This window comes from Pseudomonas sp. p50(2008) (assembly GCF_015351605.1).
Lineage (GTDB): Bacteria > Pseudomonadota > Gammaproteobacteria > Pseudomonadales > Pseudomonadaceae > Aquipseudomonas.
In genome coordinates this window covers 97,079-114,933 of the sequence record NZ_JACMYF010000003.1, presented here as the reverse complement: position 1 = coordinate 114,933, position 17,855 = coordinate 97,079, and the positions used below count along the sequence as shown (strand labels likewise).

14 protein-coding genes are annotated in these 17,855 nt (G+C 59.9%); 11 read left to right on the top strand and 3 right to left on the bottom strand.

The window, feature by feature from the left end; genetic code table 11:
- The first annotated feature begins 602 nt into the window (after nt 1–602).
- The 11 genes from pcaR (at nt 603) to pcaC (ending at nt 11,468) form a co-directional block, all read left to right on the top strand.
- Nucleotides 603–1,445 (top strand): pca regulon transcriptional regulator PcaR, encoded by an 843-nt coding sequence (gene pcaR / locus H7698_RS08980; RefSeq protein WP_008074568.1) that lies wholly within the window; start codon nt 603–605, stop codon nt 1,443–1,445.
- A 137-nt stretch (nt 1,446–1,582) separates the two neighbouring features.
- Nucleotides 1,583–2,929, top strand: coding sequence for an MFS transporter (locus tag H7698_RS08975; RefSeq protein WP_194691173.1), 1,347 nt, complete (start codon nt 1,583–1,585; stop codon nt 2,927–2,929).
- A 276-nt stretch (nt 2,930–3,205) separates the two neighbouring features.
- Entirely contained in the window at nt 3,206–4,063 is an 858-nt protein-coding gene (locus H7698_RS08970; RefSeq protein WP_074874180.1) for a CoA transferase subunit A, read from the top strand.
- A complete protein-coding gene (locus H7698_RS08965) occupies nt 4,063–4,842 on the top strand; it encodes a CoA-transferase subunit beta (protein WP_162438597.1) in 780 nt (259 codons plus the stop codon). Before H7698_RS08970 ends, H7698_RS08965 begins: the two co-directional genes overlap by 1 nt.
- A complete protein-coding gene (pcaF, locus tag H7698_RS08960) occupies nt 4,839–6,044 on the top strand; it encodes a 3-oxoadipyl-CoA thiolase (protein ID WP_194691172.1) in 1,206 nt (401 codons plus the stop codon). Before H7698_RS08965 ends, pcaF begins: the two co-directional genes overlap by 4 nt.
- A gap of 37 nt (nt 6,045–6,081) precedes the next feature.
- Nucleotides 6,082–6,786 (top strand): protocatechuate 3,4-dioxygenase subunit beta, encoded by a 705-nt coding sequence (pcaH, locus tag H7698_RS08955; RefSeq protein ID WP_162438599.1) that lies wholly within the window; start codon nt 6,082–6,084, stop codon nt 6,784–6,786.
- Nucleotide 6,787: 1 nt separating this feature from the next.
- Nucleotides 6,788–7,354, top strand: coding sequence for a protocatechuate 3,4-dioxygenase subunit alpha (pcaG, locus tag H7698_RS08950; RefSeq protein WP_194691171.1), 567 nt, complete (start codon nt 6,788–6,790; stop codon nt 7,352–7,354).
- Nucleotides 7,355–7,547: 193 nt separating this feature from the next.
- On the top strand, nt 7,548–8,852 hold the full coding sequence (locus H7698_RS08945) for an MFS family transporter (protein WP_162438601.1): 1,305 nt from the start codon (nt 7,548–7,550) through the stop codon (nt 8,850–8,852).
- 45 nt (nt 8,853–8,897) lie between these two features.
- A complete protein-coding gene (locus H7698_RS08940) occupies nt 8,898–10,262 on the top strand; it encodes a 3-carboxy-cis,cis-muconate cycloisomerase (protein WP_162438602.1) in 1,365 nt (454 codons plus the stop codon).
- An 11-nt stretch (nt 10,263–10,273) separates the two neighbouring features.
- On the top strand, nt 10,274–11,065 hold the full coding sequence (gene pcaD, locus H7698_RS08935) for a 3-oxoadipate enol-lactonase (protein ID WP_194691170.1): 792 nt from the start codon (nt 10,274–10,276) through the stop codon (nt 11,063–11,065).
- Nucleotides 11,066–11,075: 10 nt separating this feature from the next.
- The gene (gene pcaC, locus H7698_RS08930; RefSeq protein WP_008147336.1) at nt 11,076–11,468 is read left to right on the top strand and encodes a 4-carboxymuconolactone decarboxylase; all 393 of its coding nucleotides are present in this window, start codon (nt 11,076–11,078) and stop codon (nt 11,466–11,468) included.
- A gap of 78 nt (nt 11,469–11,546) precedes the next feature.
- On the opposite strand, the gene H7698_RS08925 is transcribed toward pcaC, so the two are convergent.
- The 3 genes from H7698_RS08925 to emhB all read right to left on the bottom strand — a co-directional run bounded on the left by H7698_RS08925 (nt 11,547) and on the right by emhB (nt 17,854).
- Nucleotides 11,547–12,806, bottom strand: a complete 1,260-nt coding sequence (locus tag H7698_RS08925; protein ID WP_194691169.1) for an OprD family porin — start codon at nt 12,804–12,806, stop codon at nt 11,547–11,549.
- A 441-nt stretch (nt 12,807–13,247) separates the two neighbouring features.
- Complete coding sequence (emhC, locus tag H7698_RS08920) at nt 13,248–14,708, bottom strand: efflux RND transporter outer membrane subunit EmhC (protein WP_162438605.1); 1,461 nt, start codon at nt 14,706–14,708, stop codon at nt 13,248–13,250.
- Nucleotides 14,705–17,854, bottom strand: coding sequence for an efflux RND transporter permease subunit EmhB (gene emhB, locus H7698_RS08915; RefSeq protein WP_162438606.1), 3,150 nt, complete (start codon nt 17,852–17,854; stop codon nt 14,705–14,707). The genes emhC and emhB overlap by 4 nt, the downstream gene beginning before the upstream one ends.
- Nucleotide 17,855 lies beyond the last annotated feature (1 nt).

Below are 17,855 nucleotides of genomic sequence, written 5' to 3'. Positions count from 1 at the left end.
GGCCACGTCTTCAACACAAGCCTGCCAAGGCTTTGTTTACGTCGCGATCAAGACTTCCATTTTGCAGGCGGCCACGGCACCAGAGATAAACATCTGACGTAGCATCAGTCTCCTGTTTCAGCGAGCGCGTTGGCGAAGCATATGAAATGAGCGTCAGGCGCTTGCTGCTGGCAGCGGCGATGGAACATCGCACCACCGGGTGGCGGAATCGGCAGGTGAAAAGCCATTCGCCAGTGAATTGTATTATAGCGGTCGATTCGAAGAACACTATCGCCAACGAGTTAAATGTAGATTTTCCGGTGTGATTGTTTTGTGACGGGCAAGTTTGGGGCAACTAATGTGTCTGGGAGTGTCACTTTGTTGCGCTGACTTTCTGACGCCATTAAGTCGGGTAAGTTCGGCACCTCCATCGGGCATTAAGTTCTGCATCCCGATTCGTAAAATCCTGCAGGCATCGTTCCACATGGCGTGTGTTGCCCGGAGTGAAGCAATTGCGATTATCGGTTGATGGTTCGATAATCGCCCAATCTCGCTGCGTCAGGCTTGTGCGTCGACCCGCAGCCGCTTGTAATGCCTGTTGATTCGTGTGGAAAGGACCTGATATGAACGATCAAATGCGCAATTCCTTCGCCTCGGTGGCGCCGCCCATTGTTGCCTCGCCCGCGAAGCGAATACAGGCCCTGACCGGCGATCCGGACTTCATGACGTCCCTGGCACGCGGTCTGGCCGTGGTGCAGGCGTTCCAGGAACGCAAACGCCACCTGACCATCGCCCAAATCAGCCACCGCACGGAAATCCCCCGCGCCGCTGTGCGACGTTGTCTGCACACGCTGATCAAACTGGGCTACGCCACCACTGACGGCCGGACCTATTCGCTGCTACCTAAAGTGCTGACCCTCGGTCATGCCTACTTGTCCTCGACGCCGCTGGCAGTCTCGGCCCAACCGTATCTGGACCGCATGAGCGAGCAACTTCACGAGGCCTGCAACATGGCGACCCTGGAGGGCGATGACATTTTATACATCGCGCGTTCGGCGACGACCCAACGGTTGATTTCGGTGGACCTGTCGGTGGGCGGGCGTCTACCGGCCTATTGCACTTCCATGGGCAGGATTCTTCTCGCCGCGCTGGACGACACTTCGCTGCGCGAGTACCTCGATCACGCTGAACTGCAGGCCAAGACCAGCCGCACCTTGCACACACCGGAGGCGTTACTCGAATGCCTGCAGGAAGTACGACAACAAGGTTGGTGCATCGTCGATCAGGAGCTGGAGCAGGGTCTGCGCTCGATCGCCGTACCGGTGTACGACGCCTCCGGGCAAGTCGTCGCGGCCTTGAACGTCAGCACCCACGCCGGGCGGGTGAGTCGTAACGAGCTGGAGCAACGGTTCCTGCCCGGCCTCCTCAGCGCCAGCCGTGACCTCAGCGCACAACTTTTCGCATAGACCTGCCTAAGATGTTCGATAAACGCACAGACTCGCGTTTATCGAATTGACGCTCTTTCCCCGGGATCATTAATGTCGCGGCAGCGCCAGCCTCAGCTGGCACCTGTTCGACTGCGTTCTTGCGTGGAATAAAAATAATGAACCAGCCTCAGTCTGCTGTAGGAAACTGCCTCGACGTGCAGTCCTTCATCAATGCTCAACCCATTTCGCGCTACCAGTGGCGAGTGGTGATCCTGTGTTTCCTGATTGTCTTCCTCGATGGCCTCGATACCGCGGCCATGGGATTTATCGCGCCTGCCTTGTCGCAGGATTGGGGTATCGACCGCGCCAGCCTCGGCCCGGTGATGAGTGCCGCGTTGATCGGCATGGTGTTTGGCGCACTGGGTTCCGGCCCTTTGGCTGACCGCTTTGGGCGAAAAGTCGTACTGGTGGGCGCGGTGCTGTTGTTTGGCGCCTTCAGCCTGGCGTCGGCTTACAGTACCAACGTTGATCAACTGCTGGTGTTGCGTTTCCTGACCGGGTTGGGACTGGGCGCCGGGATGCCGAACGCTACCACGCTGCTTTCCGAATACACCCCGGAGCGCAAGAAATCATTGCTGGTGACCAGCATGTTCTGCGGCTTTAACCTCGGCATGGCCGGCGGCGGGTTTATCTCGGCCAAACTGATTCCGATGTTTGGCTGGCACAGCTTGCTATTGATAGGCGGGATTCTGCCGCTGATCCTTGCCGTGGTCCTGTTGTTCTGGCTGCCGGAGTCGGCGCGCTACCTCGTCGTGCGCAATCGCGGTACGGACAAAGTACGCAAAACCCTGTCGCCCATTGATCCTGCCGTTGTGGCCCTGGCGTCCAGCTTCAGTGTGCCGGAGCAAAAAACCGTGAAAGCACGCAATGTGTTCGCGGTGATCTTCTCCGGCACCTACAGCACCGGCACGTTGTTGTTATGGCTGACCTACTTCATGGGCCTGGTGATCGTTTACCTGCTGACCAGCTGGTTGCCGACGCTGATGCGAGACAGTGGCGCGAGCATGGAACAGGCCGCATTCATTGGCGCGCTGTTTCAGTTTGGCGGTGTGCTGAGTGCGGTGGGCGTGGGATGGGCCATGGATCGGTTCAATCCGCACAAAGTCATCGGCACTTTCTACCTGTTGGCCGGGGTGTTTGCCTACGCCGTGGGGCAGAGCCTGGGCAACATTACGATCCTGGCCACGCTGGTGCTGATTGCCGGCATGTGCGTCAACGGCGCGCAATCGGCGATGCCATCCCTGGCCGCGCGGTTCTACCCGACTCAAGGCCGGGCGACCGGTGTGTCGTGGATGCTCGGTATCGGCCGTTTCGGCGCGATTCTGGGCGCCTGGATGGGCGCGACGCTGCTCGGCCTGGGCTGGAATTTCGAGCAGGTGTTGACGGCGCTGGTGATTCCGGCGGCGGTGGCGACGGCGGCGGTGGTGATCAAGGGCATGGTCAGCCACGCGGATGCGACCTGACAGTCAGATCCAAGATCGTTCCAACGCTCTGCGTGGGAATGCCTCAATGGACGCTCTGCGTCCGCTTTGGGGTGCGGAGCGTCCCGGGCTGCATTCCCACGCAGAGCAAGGGAACGATCATCGATAGGTAGACAACAATCTGTTCGATAAACGAACACTCAGTCGATTATCGGATTGTTTGGTGTTTTGCACAGGCTTACTCTTCAGTCATTCCGGCGCTGCGCATCGCGCCTTTTTCTTCCATTGTCGGTTCATAACAAAACGGGAGCTTGCCCCATGGCTGAAATCCTTTCGCTGCACGACGCGGTGAAGCAATTCGTAAATGACGGCGATACCGTCGCGCTCGAAGGCTTTACTCATCTGATTCCTACGGCGGCGGGTCACGAGATCATTCGCCAGGGCAAGAAAGATCTGACGCTGGTGCGGATGACGCCTGACTTGATCTATGACCAGTTGATCGGTGCCGGGTGTGCGCGCAAGTTGATTTTCTCCTGGGGCGGCAATCCGGGTGTCGGTTCGTTGCACCGTCTGCGCGACGCGGTCGAAAAGCAATGGCCTCACGCACTGGAAATTGAAGAACACAGCCACGCCGATTTGGCCAACGCCTACGTCGCCGGCGCTTCGGGCCTGCCTTTCGCCGTGCTTCGCGCGTATGCCGGCTCCGACCTGCCGAAGGTCAACCCGCTGATCAAAACCGTCACTTGCCCGTTCACCGGTGAAGTGCTGGCCGCGGTGCCTTCGGTACGCCCTGACATCACCGTGATTCATGCGCAGAAAGCCGACCGCAAGGGCAACGTGTTGCTCTGGGGCATTCTCGGCGTGCAGAAAGAAGCCGCGTTGGCCGCCAAGCGTTGCATCGTCACCGTCGAAGAAATCGTCGATGACCTTAATGCACCGATGAACGCCTGCGTGTTGCCAACCTGGGCGTTGAGCGCGGTCTGCCATGTACCTGGCGGGGCGCACCCGTCCTACGCACACGGCTACAACGAGCGTGACAACCGTTTCTACCAGGCCTGGGACCCGATTGCCCGCGACCGTGAAACCTTCACCGCGTGGATCAACGAATACATCCATGGCTGCGCTGACTTCAGCGAGTTCCAGGCCAAGCTGGCCGCTGCTTCGGAGGCGAAGTAATGACTTACACCACCAATGAAATGATGACCGTTGCCGCCGCTCGCCGCCTGAAAAACGGTTCGGTGTGCTTCGTCGGCATCGGCCTGCCATCGAAAGCGGCCAACCTGGCCCGCCTGACGTCTTCGCCTGACGTCGTCCTTATCTATGAATCGGGTCCGATTGGCGCCAAGCCGAGCGTATTGCCTTTGTCGATTGGTGATGGCGAACTGGCGGAAACGGCCGACACCGTCGTCCCGACCGGTGAGATTTTTCGCTACTGGCTGCAGGGCGGTCGTATCGACGTCGGCTTCCTCGGCGCTGCGCAAGTCGATCGCTTTGGCAACATCAACACCACGGTCGTTGGCGATTACCACGCGCCGAAAGTCCGCCTGCCGGGTGCCGGCGGTGCTCCAGAAATCGCCGGTTCCGCCAAAAGCGTGTTGATCATCCTCAAGCAATCGGCACGCTCCTTCGTCGATAAACTTGACTTCATTACCTCCGTCGGCCATGGCGAGGGGGGCGACTCGCGCAAGCGTCTGGGCCTGCCGGGCGCCGGTCCGGTCGGCATCATCACCGACCTGTGCATCATGGAACCGGAAGCGGATACCCATGAATTTGTGGTCACCGCGCTGCACCCTGGCGTGACCCGCGAGCAAGTCGTCGCGGCCACTGGTTGGGCGGTCCGCTTCGCTGATACGGTAGAAAACACCGCCGAGCCGACCGAGGTTGAACTCAAAGCACTCAGGGATCTGGAAGCCCGCACCGCCGCCGCCCACGGCCAAGCCCCCGGAGAAGCGTGATGCGTGACGTTTATATCTGCGACGCGATTCGCACCCCCATCGGCCGGTTCGGCGGTGGCCTGTCCTCGGTGCGTGCCGACGACCTGGTCGCCGTGCCGATCAAGGCACTGATGGCGCGTAATCCATCGGTGGACTGGAGCGCGGTGGACGAGGTGTTCCTCGGCTGTGCCAACCAGGCCGGCGAAGACAACCGCAACGTGGCGCGCATGGCGCTGCTGCTGGCAGGTCTTCCGGAGAGCATTCCGGGTGTGACCCTCAATCGTCTCTGCGCCTCCGGCATGGACGCTATTGGCACTGCTTTTCGGGCCATCGCCAGCGGCGAGATGGAGCTGGCGATTGCCGGTGGCGTCGAATCGATGTCCCGTGCGCCGTTCGTGATGGGCAAGGCTGACGCCGCGTTCTCGCGCAACATGAAGCTGGAAGACACCACCATCGGCTGGCGCTTCATCAATCCGTTGATGAAAGCGCAATACGGCGTTGATGCGATGCCACAGACCGCTGACAACGTGGCAGACGATTACGAAGTATCCCGCGAGGATCAGGACGCTTTCGCACTGCGCAGTCAGCAGCGGACAGCCGCCGCGCAAGCTGCAGGATTCTTCGCTGAAGAAATCATCGAAGTGCGCATTGCCCACAAGAAGGGCGAAACCGTTGTCAGCCAGGATGAGCATCCGCGCGCCGACACCACTCTGGAAACACTGGCGAAACTCAAACCGGTGAATGGTCCTGACAAAACCGTGACTGCTGGCAATGCGTCCGGGGTCAACGACGGTGCGGCGGCGCTGATTCTGGCGTCTGCCGAGGCCGTGAAGAAACACGGGCTGACCGCTCGCGCCAGGGTGCTGGGGATGTCGAGCGCCGGTGTCGCGCCTCGGGTCATGGGCATCGGCCCTGTACCGGCGGTGCGCAAACTGACTGAGCGCCTCGGCCTGGCCGTCAGCGATTTCGATGTCATCGAACTCAACGAAGCGTTCGCCAGCCAAGGCTTGGCGGTATTGCGTGAACTGGGTCTGGCGGACGACGCCGCTCAGGTCAACCCGAATGGTGGCGCGATTGCCTTGGGCCACCCCCTGGGCATGAGCGGCGCGCGACTGGTATTGACGGCGTTGCACCAGCTGGAGAAGACCGGTGGCAAAAAAGCACTGGCAACCATGTGCGTCGGTGTGGGCCAGGGTCTGGCCTTGGCAATCGAACGCGTCTGACGTGCAGCCGTGACTAACAAGAACAGAGGAAAGCGTAATGTCTGACAAGCCTGGTTACCGTCGCCCACAAGAGGGCACTCAGCCGGACTACCTGCACCCGGCCTATCAATCCACCAACCTTCGCTCGCCGTCCAAGCCGTTGGTGTTTTTGCCGCATTCGCTGTCGGAGATCACCGGCCCGACCATCGGTGCCGAGCGTATCAAAGAGCAGGACAATGACCTGACCGCACAGCATTCAGGTGAACCGCAGGGCGAGCGCATCATCATTCATGGCCGTGTGCTGGACGAAAACGGATTGCCGGTGCCCGGAATCCTGGTGGAGATCTGGCAGGCCAACGCGGCGGGTCGCTACAACCACGCTCGCGACGTGCACGACGCACCACTGGACCCGAACTTCACGGGCACCGGACGCACCGTGACCGACGCTGATGGCTGGTACCAGTTCCAGACCATCAAGCCTGGCGCCTACCCATGGGGCAACCACCACAATGCGTGGCGCCCGGCGCATATCCACTTCTCGCTGTTTGGGCCCAGCATCCTGACGCGCCTGGTCACCCAGATGTATTTCCCCGGCGATCCGCTGCTGGCATACGACCCGATCTATAACTGCGTGCCCGATACGAGTGCCAAAGAGCGCCTGATCGCCAGTTTCGATCTGGAAAAAACCGTTCCTTCCTACGCCCTCGGTTATCGCTGGGACATCGTCTTGCGCGGCCGCGAAGCCACGCCGATGGAGAAATAAGATGACGCTGAACGCGACCACGTCCCACACCGTCGGACCTTACTACCACATCGGCCTGACCTGGCTGAACCGCGAAGACCTGACCGTCGAGCAAACCCTTGGCGAGCGCGTGGCGATCACCGGGCAAGTGGTGGATGGCAATGGCGATGTCGTTAACGACGCCATGCTGGAAGTGTGGCAGGCCAATGCGGCCGGCAAATATGCCCACCCTGAAGACGATCAAGAGAAACCGCTGGACCCGAACTTCGAAGGCTTTGGCCGTGTGCCGGTGGATGCAGAAGGGCGCTTTCGTTTCACCACCATCAAGCCAGGCACGGTGGAAGGCTTGAAGGGCACGACCCAGGCGCCGCATCTGGTGGTGCTGGTATTTGCTCGAGGGCTGGTGAAGCACTTGCTGACACGGATCTACTTTGATGGCGAGCCGGCCAACGTCGGTGATCCGTTACTGGAATGCGTTCCTGCGGATCGCCGCCAGACATTGCTGGCCAAGCAGGATGCTTCAGGTATTTATCAGTGGAATGTGATTTTGCAGGGGACTGACGCCGAGACGGTGTTCTTCGATTATTGAAAACACCGGATTTCCCTTGTAGGAGTGAGCCTGCTCGCGATGGCGGTGTATCAGCGTCACTAATGCTGAATGACACACCGCTATCGCGAGCAGGCTCGCTCCTACAAGGGATTTGCGTCGTAACTTGCATCTGTGGAACGGGACTGTTACGAAGTGTGTCTAGACTGTCACTGTCCCCAAAGAGTGAAAAACAATGACAACCCCCACCGCTACTCCAGCGCACTACACCGGTGAAGAGCGCAGCAAAAGGATCTTTGCGATCGTTGGTGCCTCGTCCGGCAACCTCGTCGAATGGTTCGACTTCTACGTCTACGCCTTTTGCGCAATCTATTTCGCCCCGGCCTTTTTTCCTTCCGATAACCCGACCGTGCAGTTGGTGAACACCGCTGGCGTGTTCGCGGCCGGGTTCCTGATGAGGCCGATTGGCGGCTGGATTTTCGGTCGTGTTGCAGATAAGCACGGACGCAAGAATTCGATGCTGATCTCGATTCTGATGATGTGCTTCGGCTCGCTGCTGATCGCGTGTCTGCCGACCTATAAGGACATCGGCGTCTGGGCGCCAATCCTGTTGTTGTTCGCGCGCTTGCTCCAGGGTTTGTCCGTGGGCGGGGAGTACGGCACCACCGCGACCTACATGAGCGAAGTCGCGCTCAAGGGCCAGCGCGGTTTCTTCGCCTCGTTCCAGTACGTGACACTGATTGGCGGTCAGTTGCTGGCGGTGTCGCTGGTGGTGATCCTGCAACAATTTCTCACCGAAGATGACCTGCGTGCCTACGGCTGGCGGATCCCGTTCGTGGTCGGCGCCGTGGCCGCGCTGATCTCGCTGTTCCTGCGTCGTTCGCTCAAGGAAACCTCGAGCAAGGAAATGCGCGAAAACAAAGACGCCGGCAGCATCCGCGCATTGTTTCGTGATCACAAAGCTGCGTTCATCACCGTGCTGGGTTACACCGCCGGTGGTTCGTTGATTTTCTACACCTTCACGACCTACATGCAGAAGTACCTGGTGAACACGGCCGGGATGCACGCCAAGACCGCCAGCTACATCATGACCGGCGCGCTGTTCCTTTATATGTGCATGCAACCGCTGTTCGGCATGCTCGCGGACAAGATTGGCCGACGCAGTTCGATGCTCTGGTTCGGTGCTCTGGGGACCCTGTTCACCGTGCCTATTCTCCTGAGCCTGAAAAGTGTCAGCAGTCCGTTTCTGGCCTTCGTTCTGATCACCGTGGCCCTGGCAATCGTCAGCTTCTACACCTCCATCAGCGGGCTGGTGAAAGCGGAAATGTTCCCGCCTGAAGTCCGTGCCCTGGGTGTCGGCCTGGCGTATGCGGTGGCGAATGCGATCTTCGGCGGGTCGGCAGAGTACGTCGCCCTGAGCCTTAAAGCCGTGGGCATGGAAAACTCGTTTTATTGGTACGTGACGGTGATGATGGCGGTGGCGTTCCTGTTCAGCTTGCGCCTGCCGAAACAGGCGAAATACCTGCACCACGACCTCTGATCTTTACGCGTGGGCCACGTCGGCCCACGCCCTCAGGAACTGTTTATGAACGAGCGACCGGGCAATCAATTGTTCGATACCTATTTCACTGCCCGCGATATGCGTGAGGTGTTCTGCGATCAGGGTCGGGTCCAGGCCATGCTCGATTTCGAATCGGCACTGGCACGGGCTGAGGCTCGTGTCGGGTTAATCCCCCAGTCAGCGGTTGCCCCGATTGAAGCGGCATGTCAGGCAGGTCTTTACGACTTTTCAGTACTCGGCGAGGCGATCGCCACGGCGGGCAATTCGGCGATTCCTTTGGTGAAAGCGCTTGGCAAACAGGTTGCGGCACAGGATGCCGAGGCCGAGCGTTATGTGCATCTGGGCGCGACGAGTCAGGACGTGATGGACAGTGGCCTGGTGCTGCAACTTCGCCATGCGCTGGCGCTGATCGAACAGGATCTGGCGCAACTGGCGCAAACGCTGGCGACTCAGGCCCGGCGGTATGTCGCCACGCCATTGGCCGGTCGCACCTGGCTGCAACACGCGACCCCGGTCACCCTCGGCATGAAAATCGCCGGTTGGCTGGGCGCGGTAACCCGTAGCCGTCAGCGCCTGCAGGAACTCAAACCGCGGTTGCTGGTGCTGCAATTTGGTGGCGCATCCGGAACCCTTGCCGCCCTCGGCGAACAGGCAATGCCGGTTGCCCAGGCACTGGCCGATGAACTGCATCTGACGATGCCCGAACAACCCTGGCACACCCAGCGTGATCGCCTTGTGGAATTTGGTTCGGTGCTGGGATTGATCGCGGGCAGCCTCGGCAAACTGGGGCGCGACATCAGCCTGTTGATGCAAACCGAGGCCGGCGAAGTGTTCGAGCCTTCGGCGCCGGGCAAGGGTGGTTCGTCGACCATGCCGCACAAGCGCAACCCGGTCGGCGCGGCAGTGCTGATTGGTGCAGCAACCCGGGTTCCCGGTCTGCTCTCGACCCTGTTCAGCGCCATGCCCCAGGAACACGAACGCAGCCTGGGCCTGTGGCATGCCGAGTGGGAAACGTTGCCGGAGATTTGCTGCCTGGTCTCGGGCAGCCTGAAGCAGGCACTGCTGGTAGTGGACGGACTGGAAGTCGATGCCGACCGCATGGCCCGCAACCTTAATCTGACGCAGGGGCTGGTACTCGCCGAAGCGGTCAGCATCGTCCTCGCCCAACGGGTCGGCCGCGACACGGCGCATCACTTGCTCGAGCAGTGCTGCAAGCGCGCCGTCGCCGAGCAGCGTCATTTGCGCGCGGTCCTGGGCGATGAGCCGCAAGTGACCGCCGAGCTTTCTGCAACTGAACTCGATCATCTGTTGAACCCGGCCCATTACCTCGGTCAGGCCCATACCTGGGTCGAACGAGCGGTGGCTGAACATGTTGCGTTTTCTGCCTGAAGGAGATTGCTGTGGCTTTCGTACAACTCGCCGATGGCGAACTGCATTACCAACTCGATGGACCGGTCGATGCACCGGTGCTGGTGCTGTCCAACTCGCTGGGCACTGACCTGCACATGTGGGATGCGCAAATTCCGGCGTTCACCGAGCATTTCCGTGTGTTGCGTTTCGATACCCGTGGTCACGGCCAGTCATTGGTGACTCCAGGGCCTTACACCATCGAACAGCTGGGTCACGACGTGCTGGCACTGCTGGATGCGTTGCACATCGAGCGGGCGCATTTCTGCGGTTTGTCCATGGGCGGGTTGATTGGCCAGTGGCTGGGAATCAACGCCGGTCATCGTCTGCTCAAGCTGGTGGTGTGCAATACCGCGGCGAAAATCGGCGATCCGTCGATCTGGAATCCGCGCATCGAAATGGTGTTGCGTGATGGCCAGGCGGCCATGGTCGCGCTACGCGACGCATCGATTGCGCGCTGGTTTACGCCGGACTTTGCCGAGGCCAATCCGGAGGTGGCCAGCAGAATCACTGACATGCTGGCGGCCACCTCACCTGAAGGTTACGCGGCCAATTGCGCGGCTGTACGCGATGCCGATTTCCGGGAGCAGTTGTCGTCGGTCAAAGTCCCGCTGCTGGTGATTGCCGGCACTGAAGACGCGGTCACGCCGCCGTCCGGTGGGCACTTCATTCAACAGCATGTGCTCGGCGCCGAGTATGCGGAGTTCTACGCCGCGCACCTGTCCAACGTTCAGGCCGGCGCTGCGTTCAGCGAGCAGGTCGTGGCGTTTTTGTCAGCGGATTAAGGGGATGGGTGTGGACGAGAAACAACGTTACGACGAAGGCCTGAAGGTCCGCCGCGCGGTACTGGGCGACGCTCATGTCGATCGCAGCCTGAACGCCCTGACCGAGTTCAACTCGGAGTTTCAGGAAATGATCACCCGCCACGCCTGGGGGGACATCTGGACCCGTCCGGGCCTGCCGCGTCACACCCGCAGCCTGATCACCATCGCCATGCTGATCGGCATGAACCGCAACGAAGAGCTGAAGCTGCACCTGCGTGCCGCCGCCAACAACGGCGTGACCCGTGGCGAGATCAAGGAAGTGATCATGCAGAGCGCGATCTACTGCGGTATTCCGGCGGCGAATGCGACGTTCCATTTGGCGGAGTCAGTGTGGGACGAGTTGGGGGTTGAATCGCGGGAGTGATCATCAGGGTTTTTGTTGAATGAACTGACGCCATCGCGGGCAAGTCGAATCGTCGCACCGCGATGGCGTCCTTGAGGTTTACAACAGACTGATCGGGTAGCTGACGATCACGCGGTTCTCATCAAACTCGTTGTTGCTGTAATCCCGGCGCATGGTCGAGTTGCGCCATTTCACGTTTAAATCCTTCAATGCGCCGCTCTGTACGGTGTAGCCCAATTCGCTTTCGCGTCCCCATTCCTTGCCATCGGTCACCGTGCCGCTGTGCACATTGTCGCCGCTGATGTAGCGATTCATCAGGGTCAGGCCGGGAATTCCAAGGGCGACAAAGTTGTAGTCATGGCGCAGCTGCCAGGATTTTTCCCGGGCGTTGTCGTAGCTGGCGTTGTAGCTGTCGTTGGCCAACGTACCGCCGCTGGTGCCGTTGACGCGCATCCAGGCGCTGTCGCCGATCAGCTTCTGCAAACCGACGTAGAAGGTGTGGCCACCGTATCTGGCTGAAAACAGGCCCGACCAGGTCTTGTTGTCCAGATCGCCAGCCCGGGCGCTGCCGTCTTCCTTGCCGTAGAAGAACCCCAGATTGGCGCCCAAGGTCCAGTCGCCGAAGGGCTGGCTATGGATCAGGTTGACGAATTGTTGGCTGTAGATGTCCTTGAGTTCGGCGTTCCACAGCGCGATCTGCGTGCGCTTCTCGTTGAAAACGTACTCGCCGCCCTGAAAGTTGAAGCGGTCGGAGGTGAAGGCCGCTTTTCCGGTCATCGACATGTCGCTCATGCTGCTGTCATCTCGCGGGCTGTTGGCGCGGAACTGACCACCGTACAGCGTCAGTCCGTTGATTTCCTTGGAGGTGATCTGGCCCCCACGAAAGGTTTGTGGCAGGGAACGTCCGTCGTCCGAGCGCAGGATCGGCAGCACTGGCATCCACTCGCCGACCTTCACTTCGGTCTGGGACAGCTTCGCCTTGAACGCGACATTGGTGCGGCCGAAGTTGTTCGCCGGACGACCGTCTTGGTCCAACGGCAACAACTGCGTTCCACCGGTGCCCTGGCCTCCGTCGAGCTTCACCGCGTACAGCCCCAACACATCCAGACCAAACCCGACTGTGCCTTGAGTGAAACCGGATTTAGCGTCGAGGATGAAACTCTGTGTCCATTCCTCAGCCTTGCCCTGCGCCTTGGTCGGGTTGGTGAAGTTGCGATTGATGTAGAAGTTGCGCAGGTTCAGGTTGACCTTGGCGTCTTCGACAAAACCTGCCTCCTCAGCCTGGGCGGGAAGGGCTGTGCTGGCCAGGGCGACGGCGATCAGGCTGGGAACGAAGTACTGCGCGGAGGAAGGCGTCATGGGCTCGGGTCTCTCTAATTCTTGGGGATGAAGCGGGTAATGCCGCGACCTTTGGGGTTGCAGACGACCATCGGAAATCGGGACAAAAACGAACGGGATCAGCCGGACAGGGCAGGGCGCGGGGGCATGAGGTCGAACCTGATGTTATTGGTCTTGTGCGGAGAATGGTGCGGGGAATGTACTGGATGGTTCAATTGTTAAAAACAGGTTTTGGGCGATTATCGAACGCAAGATTGGCCCCCGGTTGTGTGTTGTCTGAACTGGCCCCAACGCGGGCAAGCCGGCTCCCACAGGTTAGGTGGGGTCCGCAAAATTTGTGTGCAACGCGGACACTGCGGGAGCGGGCTTGCCCGCGATGGGGCCAGGATTGGCAACACAATTTTTTCCGCTGCCAACAAAAAGCCCACCAAGAGGTGGGCTTCAAGTTGACTCAAAGCGCTATCAGAACAACTTCATCTTCGGCGCTTCTTCTTTCAAAGGCTCGTTCCTGGCCGTTTGCTCATTCCAGCCACCGCCCAGTGCCTTGTACAGATTGACCGCACTGACCAGTTGCGCCAGACGGTCGGTGATCAATACCTGTTGGGCACTGAACAGCTGGCGCTGGGCATCGAGGAAGGTCAGGTTGCTGTCGACACCAATGCGATATCGACGCTCGGCCAGACGGTAGTAGTCCTGGTTGGCGGTGACGAAATCACGCTGGGCCTGCAGTTGCTCGGTGTAGGTCTGGCGGGCGGCCAGGCCGTCGGCGACTTCCTGGAAGGCCGTTTGAATGGACTTCTCGTAGTTCGCCACGCCAATGTCTTTCTGGATTTTCGAGTAGTCCAGGCTGGCGCGCAGGCTGCCGGCATTGAAGATCGGCAGATTGATTTGCGGCTGGAACAACCAGGTGCCCGAGCCACCCTTGAACAGACCCGAAAGGTCCGGGCTCAGGGAACCGGCGTTGGCTGTCAGGCTGATGCTCGGGAAGAACGCAGCCCGTGCCGCGCCGATGTTGGCGTTGGCAGCCTTGAGGTTGTATTCGGCCTGCAGGATGTCCGGACGACGTTGCAGCAAGTCCGACGGCAAGCCGGGCGGTACGTCGCTCAACAAGTCATCAGACAGCGGCTTGGCGGCTTGCAGGTTGGCCGGGATACCGGTGCCGAGCAGCAGCACCAGGCTGTTTTCGTCCTGAGCGACCTGACGGGTGTACTTCGCCAGTTGGGCACGGGCGTTTTCCACCGAGGTGCGCGACTGAGCGAGGTCCAGTGCCGAGGCCACACCTACTTCGTTGCTGCGTGCGGTGAGCTTGTAGCTCTCCTGGAACGCCCCGAGGGTGTCCTGGGTCAGCTTGAGCAGTTCTTTGTCCGCCTGCCAGGTCAGGTAGGCATTGGCCACGCTGCCCACAAGGCTGATCTGAGTGCTGCGGCGGCCTTCTTCGGTCGCGAAGTATTGTTGCAGGGCTTGTTCGCTCAGGCTGCGAACCCGACCGAACAGGTCGAGTTCATAGGCGCTGATGCCGACTGTGGCCGAATACGAGCTGACAATGCCCGCTTCGCCGGTTTGCGAAGCGTTCGCCGGGACACGCTGACGGCTGCCGGTGCCATTGGCCGAAACAGCCGGGAACAGGTCCGCGCGCTGAATGCGGTACTGGGCCGCGAACGCGTCGATGTTCAGGGCTGCGACACGCAGGTCCCGGTTGTTTTCCAGAGCAACCTGGATCAGCTGTTGCAGCGCCGGATCATGGAAAAACTGCTTCCAGCCTTGTTCGGCAGCGGCTTGATTCGGTGCCTGGGCCGGCGAGTACGCCGGGCCCTGCGGGAATTCGCTCGGAACCGGTGCCGCGGGCTGCTGATAATCAGGTATCAGCGAGCAGCCACTGAGCACAAACGCGGCAACGGCTAGGGAGAGTAGCGACTTGCTCATTGGCCAGCCTCTTTAGGAGTTTCGATTGCGTCATCTTCATCGGTTTTTTTGCGCTGACCGATGGACGACACGGTGACGAAGAACAGGGGTACCCAGAAGATTGCCAGGACCGTGGCCGTGATCATACCGCCAATAACCCCGGTACCGATGGCGTGTTGGCTACCTGAACCTGCACCCGTGGAAATCGCCAGTGGCACCACGCCCAGAACGAAGGCGAGGGAGGTCATGATGATCGGGCGCAAACGCATGCGGCAGGCTTCAATCGCGGCATCGCGCAGACTCATTCCCTGTTCATTCAGTTCTTTGGCGAATTCGACGATCAGAATGGCGTTTTTCGCTGCCAGACCGATGGTCGTCAACAGGCCCACCTGGAAGTAAACGTCGTTGGACAGGCCGCGCAAACTGGTCGCCAGCAGCGCGCCGATGACCCCCAGTGGCACCACCAGCATCACCGCGATCGGAATCGACCAGCTTTCGTACAGCGCCGCCAGACACAGGAACACCATCAGCAGCGACAACGCGTACAACGCGGGAGCCTGGGAACCGGACAGCCGTTCTTCGTACGACAGGCCGGTCCAGGAAATACCCACACCCGCCGGCAGTTTCTTCGCCAGCGCTTCGACTTCGGCCATGGCTTCACCGGTGGAGTAGCCTGGAGCCGGGGCGCCGAGGATTTCCATCGCTTCTACACCGTTGTAACGCGACAGTTTCGGAGCACCGTAGATCCACTGTCCCTTGGCGAAAGCCGAGAAGGGCACCATGGTTCCTTCAGCGTTGCGTACGTACCATTTCTTGATGTCTTCCGGGCTCATCCGCGAGTTAGGTTGACCTTGTATGTACACTTTCTTCACGCGACCACGGTCGATGAAGTCGTTGACGTAGCTACTGCCCAAGGCAATCGACAGGGTGCTGTTGATGTCGGTGAGGGTAATGCCCAGGGCACTGGCCTTCTCGTCATCGATTTCCAACTGGTATTGCGGTTCGTCGTTCAGTCCGTTCGGGCGCACCTGATAGAGCACTTTGCTCTGGGCCGCCATGCCAAGGAACTGGTTGCGCGCCTCCATCAGCTTCTCGTGACCGATACCGGCACGGTCTTGCAGGAACACGTCGAAACCGGTGGCGTTACCCAGCTCCAGTACCGCTGGCGGTGCGAAGGCAAACACCATGGCATCGCGGAAACTGAAGAAGTGCGTCTGTGCGCGTTCGGCGAGCTTGAACACGCTGTTGTCCGCATCCCGCTGATCCCACGGCTTGAGCATGATGAACGCAAGGCCCGAGCTCTGGCCGCGACCGGCAAAGTTGAAGCCGTTAACGGTAAACACCGAGGCGACTGCGCTGGACTCTTTATCCAGCAGGTAGGAACGCATCTCGTCGATCACCACCTGAGTCCGTTCGGCACTGGAGCCGGCCGGAGTCTGCACCTGGGCAAACAGTACACCCTGGTCTTCTTCCGGCAGGAACGCCGTTGGAATACGGGTGAACAGCCAGATCATGCCGACCAGAATAATTACGTACGCCAGCAGGTACGGCGCCTTGTGCGTGAGCATATTGCCCACGCCGCGTTCGTAGCTTTTCACGCCGCGATCGAAGCTGCGGTTGAACCAGCCGAAGAAGCCGCGTTTCGGGGTGCCGTGCTCGCCTTTCGGAATTGCCTTGAGCATGGTGGCGCACAGCGCCGGGGTGAAGATCAGGGCAACCAGCACCGACAAGGCCATGGCCGATACGATGGTGATCGAGAACTGTTTGTAGATCACGCCCGTGGAGCCGCTGAAGAACGCCATCGGCAGCAGTACCGCCGACAGAACCAGGGCAATACCGACCAGTGCACCCTGGATCTGCCCCATGGATTTCTTGGTGGCCTCCTTGGGTGAAAGACCTTCTTCGCTCATGACCCGTTCGACGTTCTCCACCACGACGATGGCGTCATCCACCAGCAAGCCGATGGCGAGAACCATACCGAACATGGTCAGGGTGTTGATGCTGAAACCAAAGGCCGCAAGGATGCCGAACGTACCGAGCAATACGACCGGTACAGTCATCGTGGTGATGACGGTGGCGCGGAAGTTTTGCAGGAACAGGAACATCACCAGGAACACCAGTACGATCGCTTCGACCAGGGTTTCAACGACACCCTTGATCGACTCGGTCACGACCGGCGTCGTGTCATACGGGAACACCACTTCCATGCCTTCCGGGAAGAATGGCTTGAGGGTGTCGATGGTGTTGCGCAGTGCTTTTGCGGTGTCGAGGGCGTTGGCACCGTTGGCCAGTTTCACTGCGAGACCGGAAGCCGGTGCGCCGTTGAACTGGGCATTGATGCTGTAGTTCTCACCGCCCAGGCCGACGTCGGCGACGTCCGACAGGCGCACTTGCGAACCGTCTTTGTTGACCTTCAGCAGAATCTTGTTGAACTGCTCGGCGGTCTGCAGGCGGGTCTTGCCGATGATGGTGGCGTTCAATTGCTGGCCAGGCGCCGCAGGCAGGCCGCCCAGTTGCCCGGAGGACACCTGGATGTTCTGTGCAGCAATGGCCGCTTTGACGTCCACCGGGGTCAGGTTGAAGTTGTTCAACTTGGCCGGGTCGAGCCAGACCCGCATCGCGTACTGCGAACCGAAGACCTGGAAGTCACCGACACCGGCGGTCCGGGAGATCGGGTCCTGCATGTTCGACACGATGTAGTTGGACAGGTCGTCCTTGGTCATGCTGCCGTCGCGCGACACTACGCCGATGACCAACAGGAAGTTTTTCACTGCCTTGGTCACGCGGATCCCCTGTTGCTGCACTTCTTGCGGCAGCAGCGGGGTGGCCAGGTTCAGTTTGTTCTGGACCTGAACCTGCGCGGTATCGGAGTTGGTGCCCTGCTCGAAGGTCGCGGTAATGGTCATGCTGCCGTCGGAGTTACTTTCCGAGGAGACATAACGCAGATTATCGATACCGTTGAGCTGTTGCTCGATCACTTGCACCACGGTGTCCTGCACGGTTTGTGCAGACGCGCCTGGGTACGTTACCTGGATTGCAATGGCCGGTGGCGCAATGCTCGGGTATTGGTTGATGGGCAGTTTGAGGATCGATAGCGCCCCGACCAGCATGATCACCAGGGCAATTACCCAAGCGAAAATCGGACGGTCGATAAAAAATTTCGACATG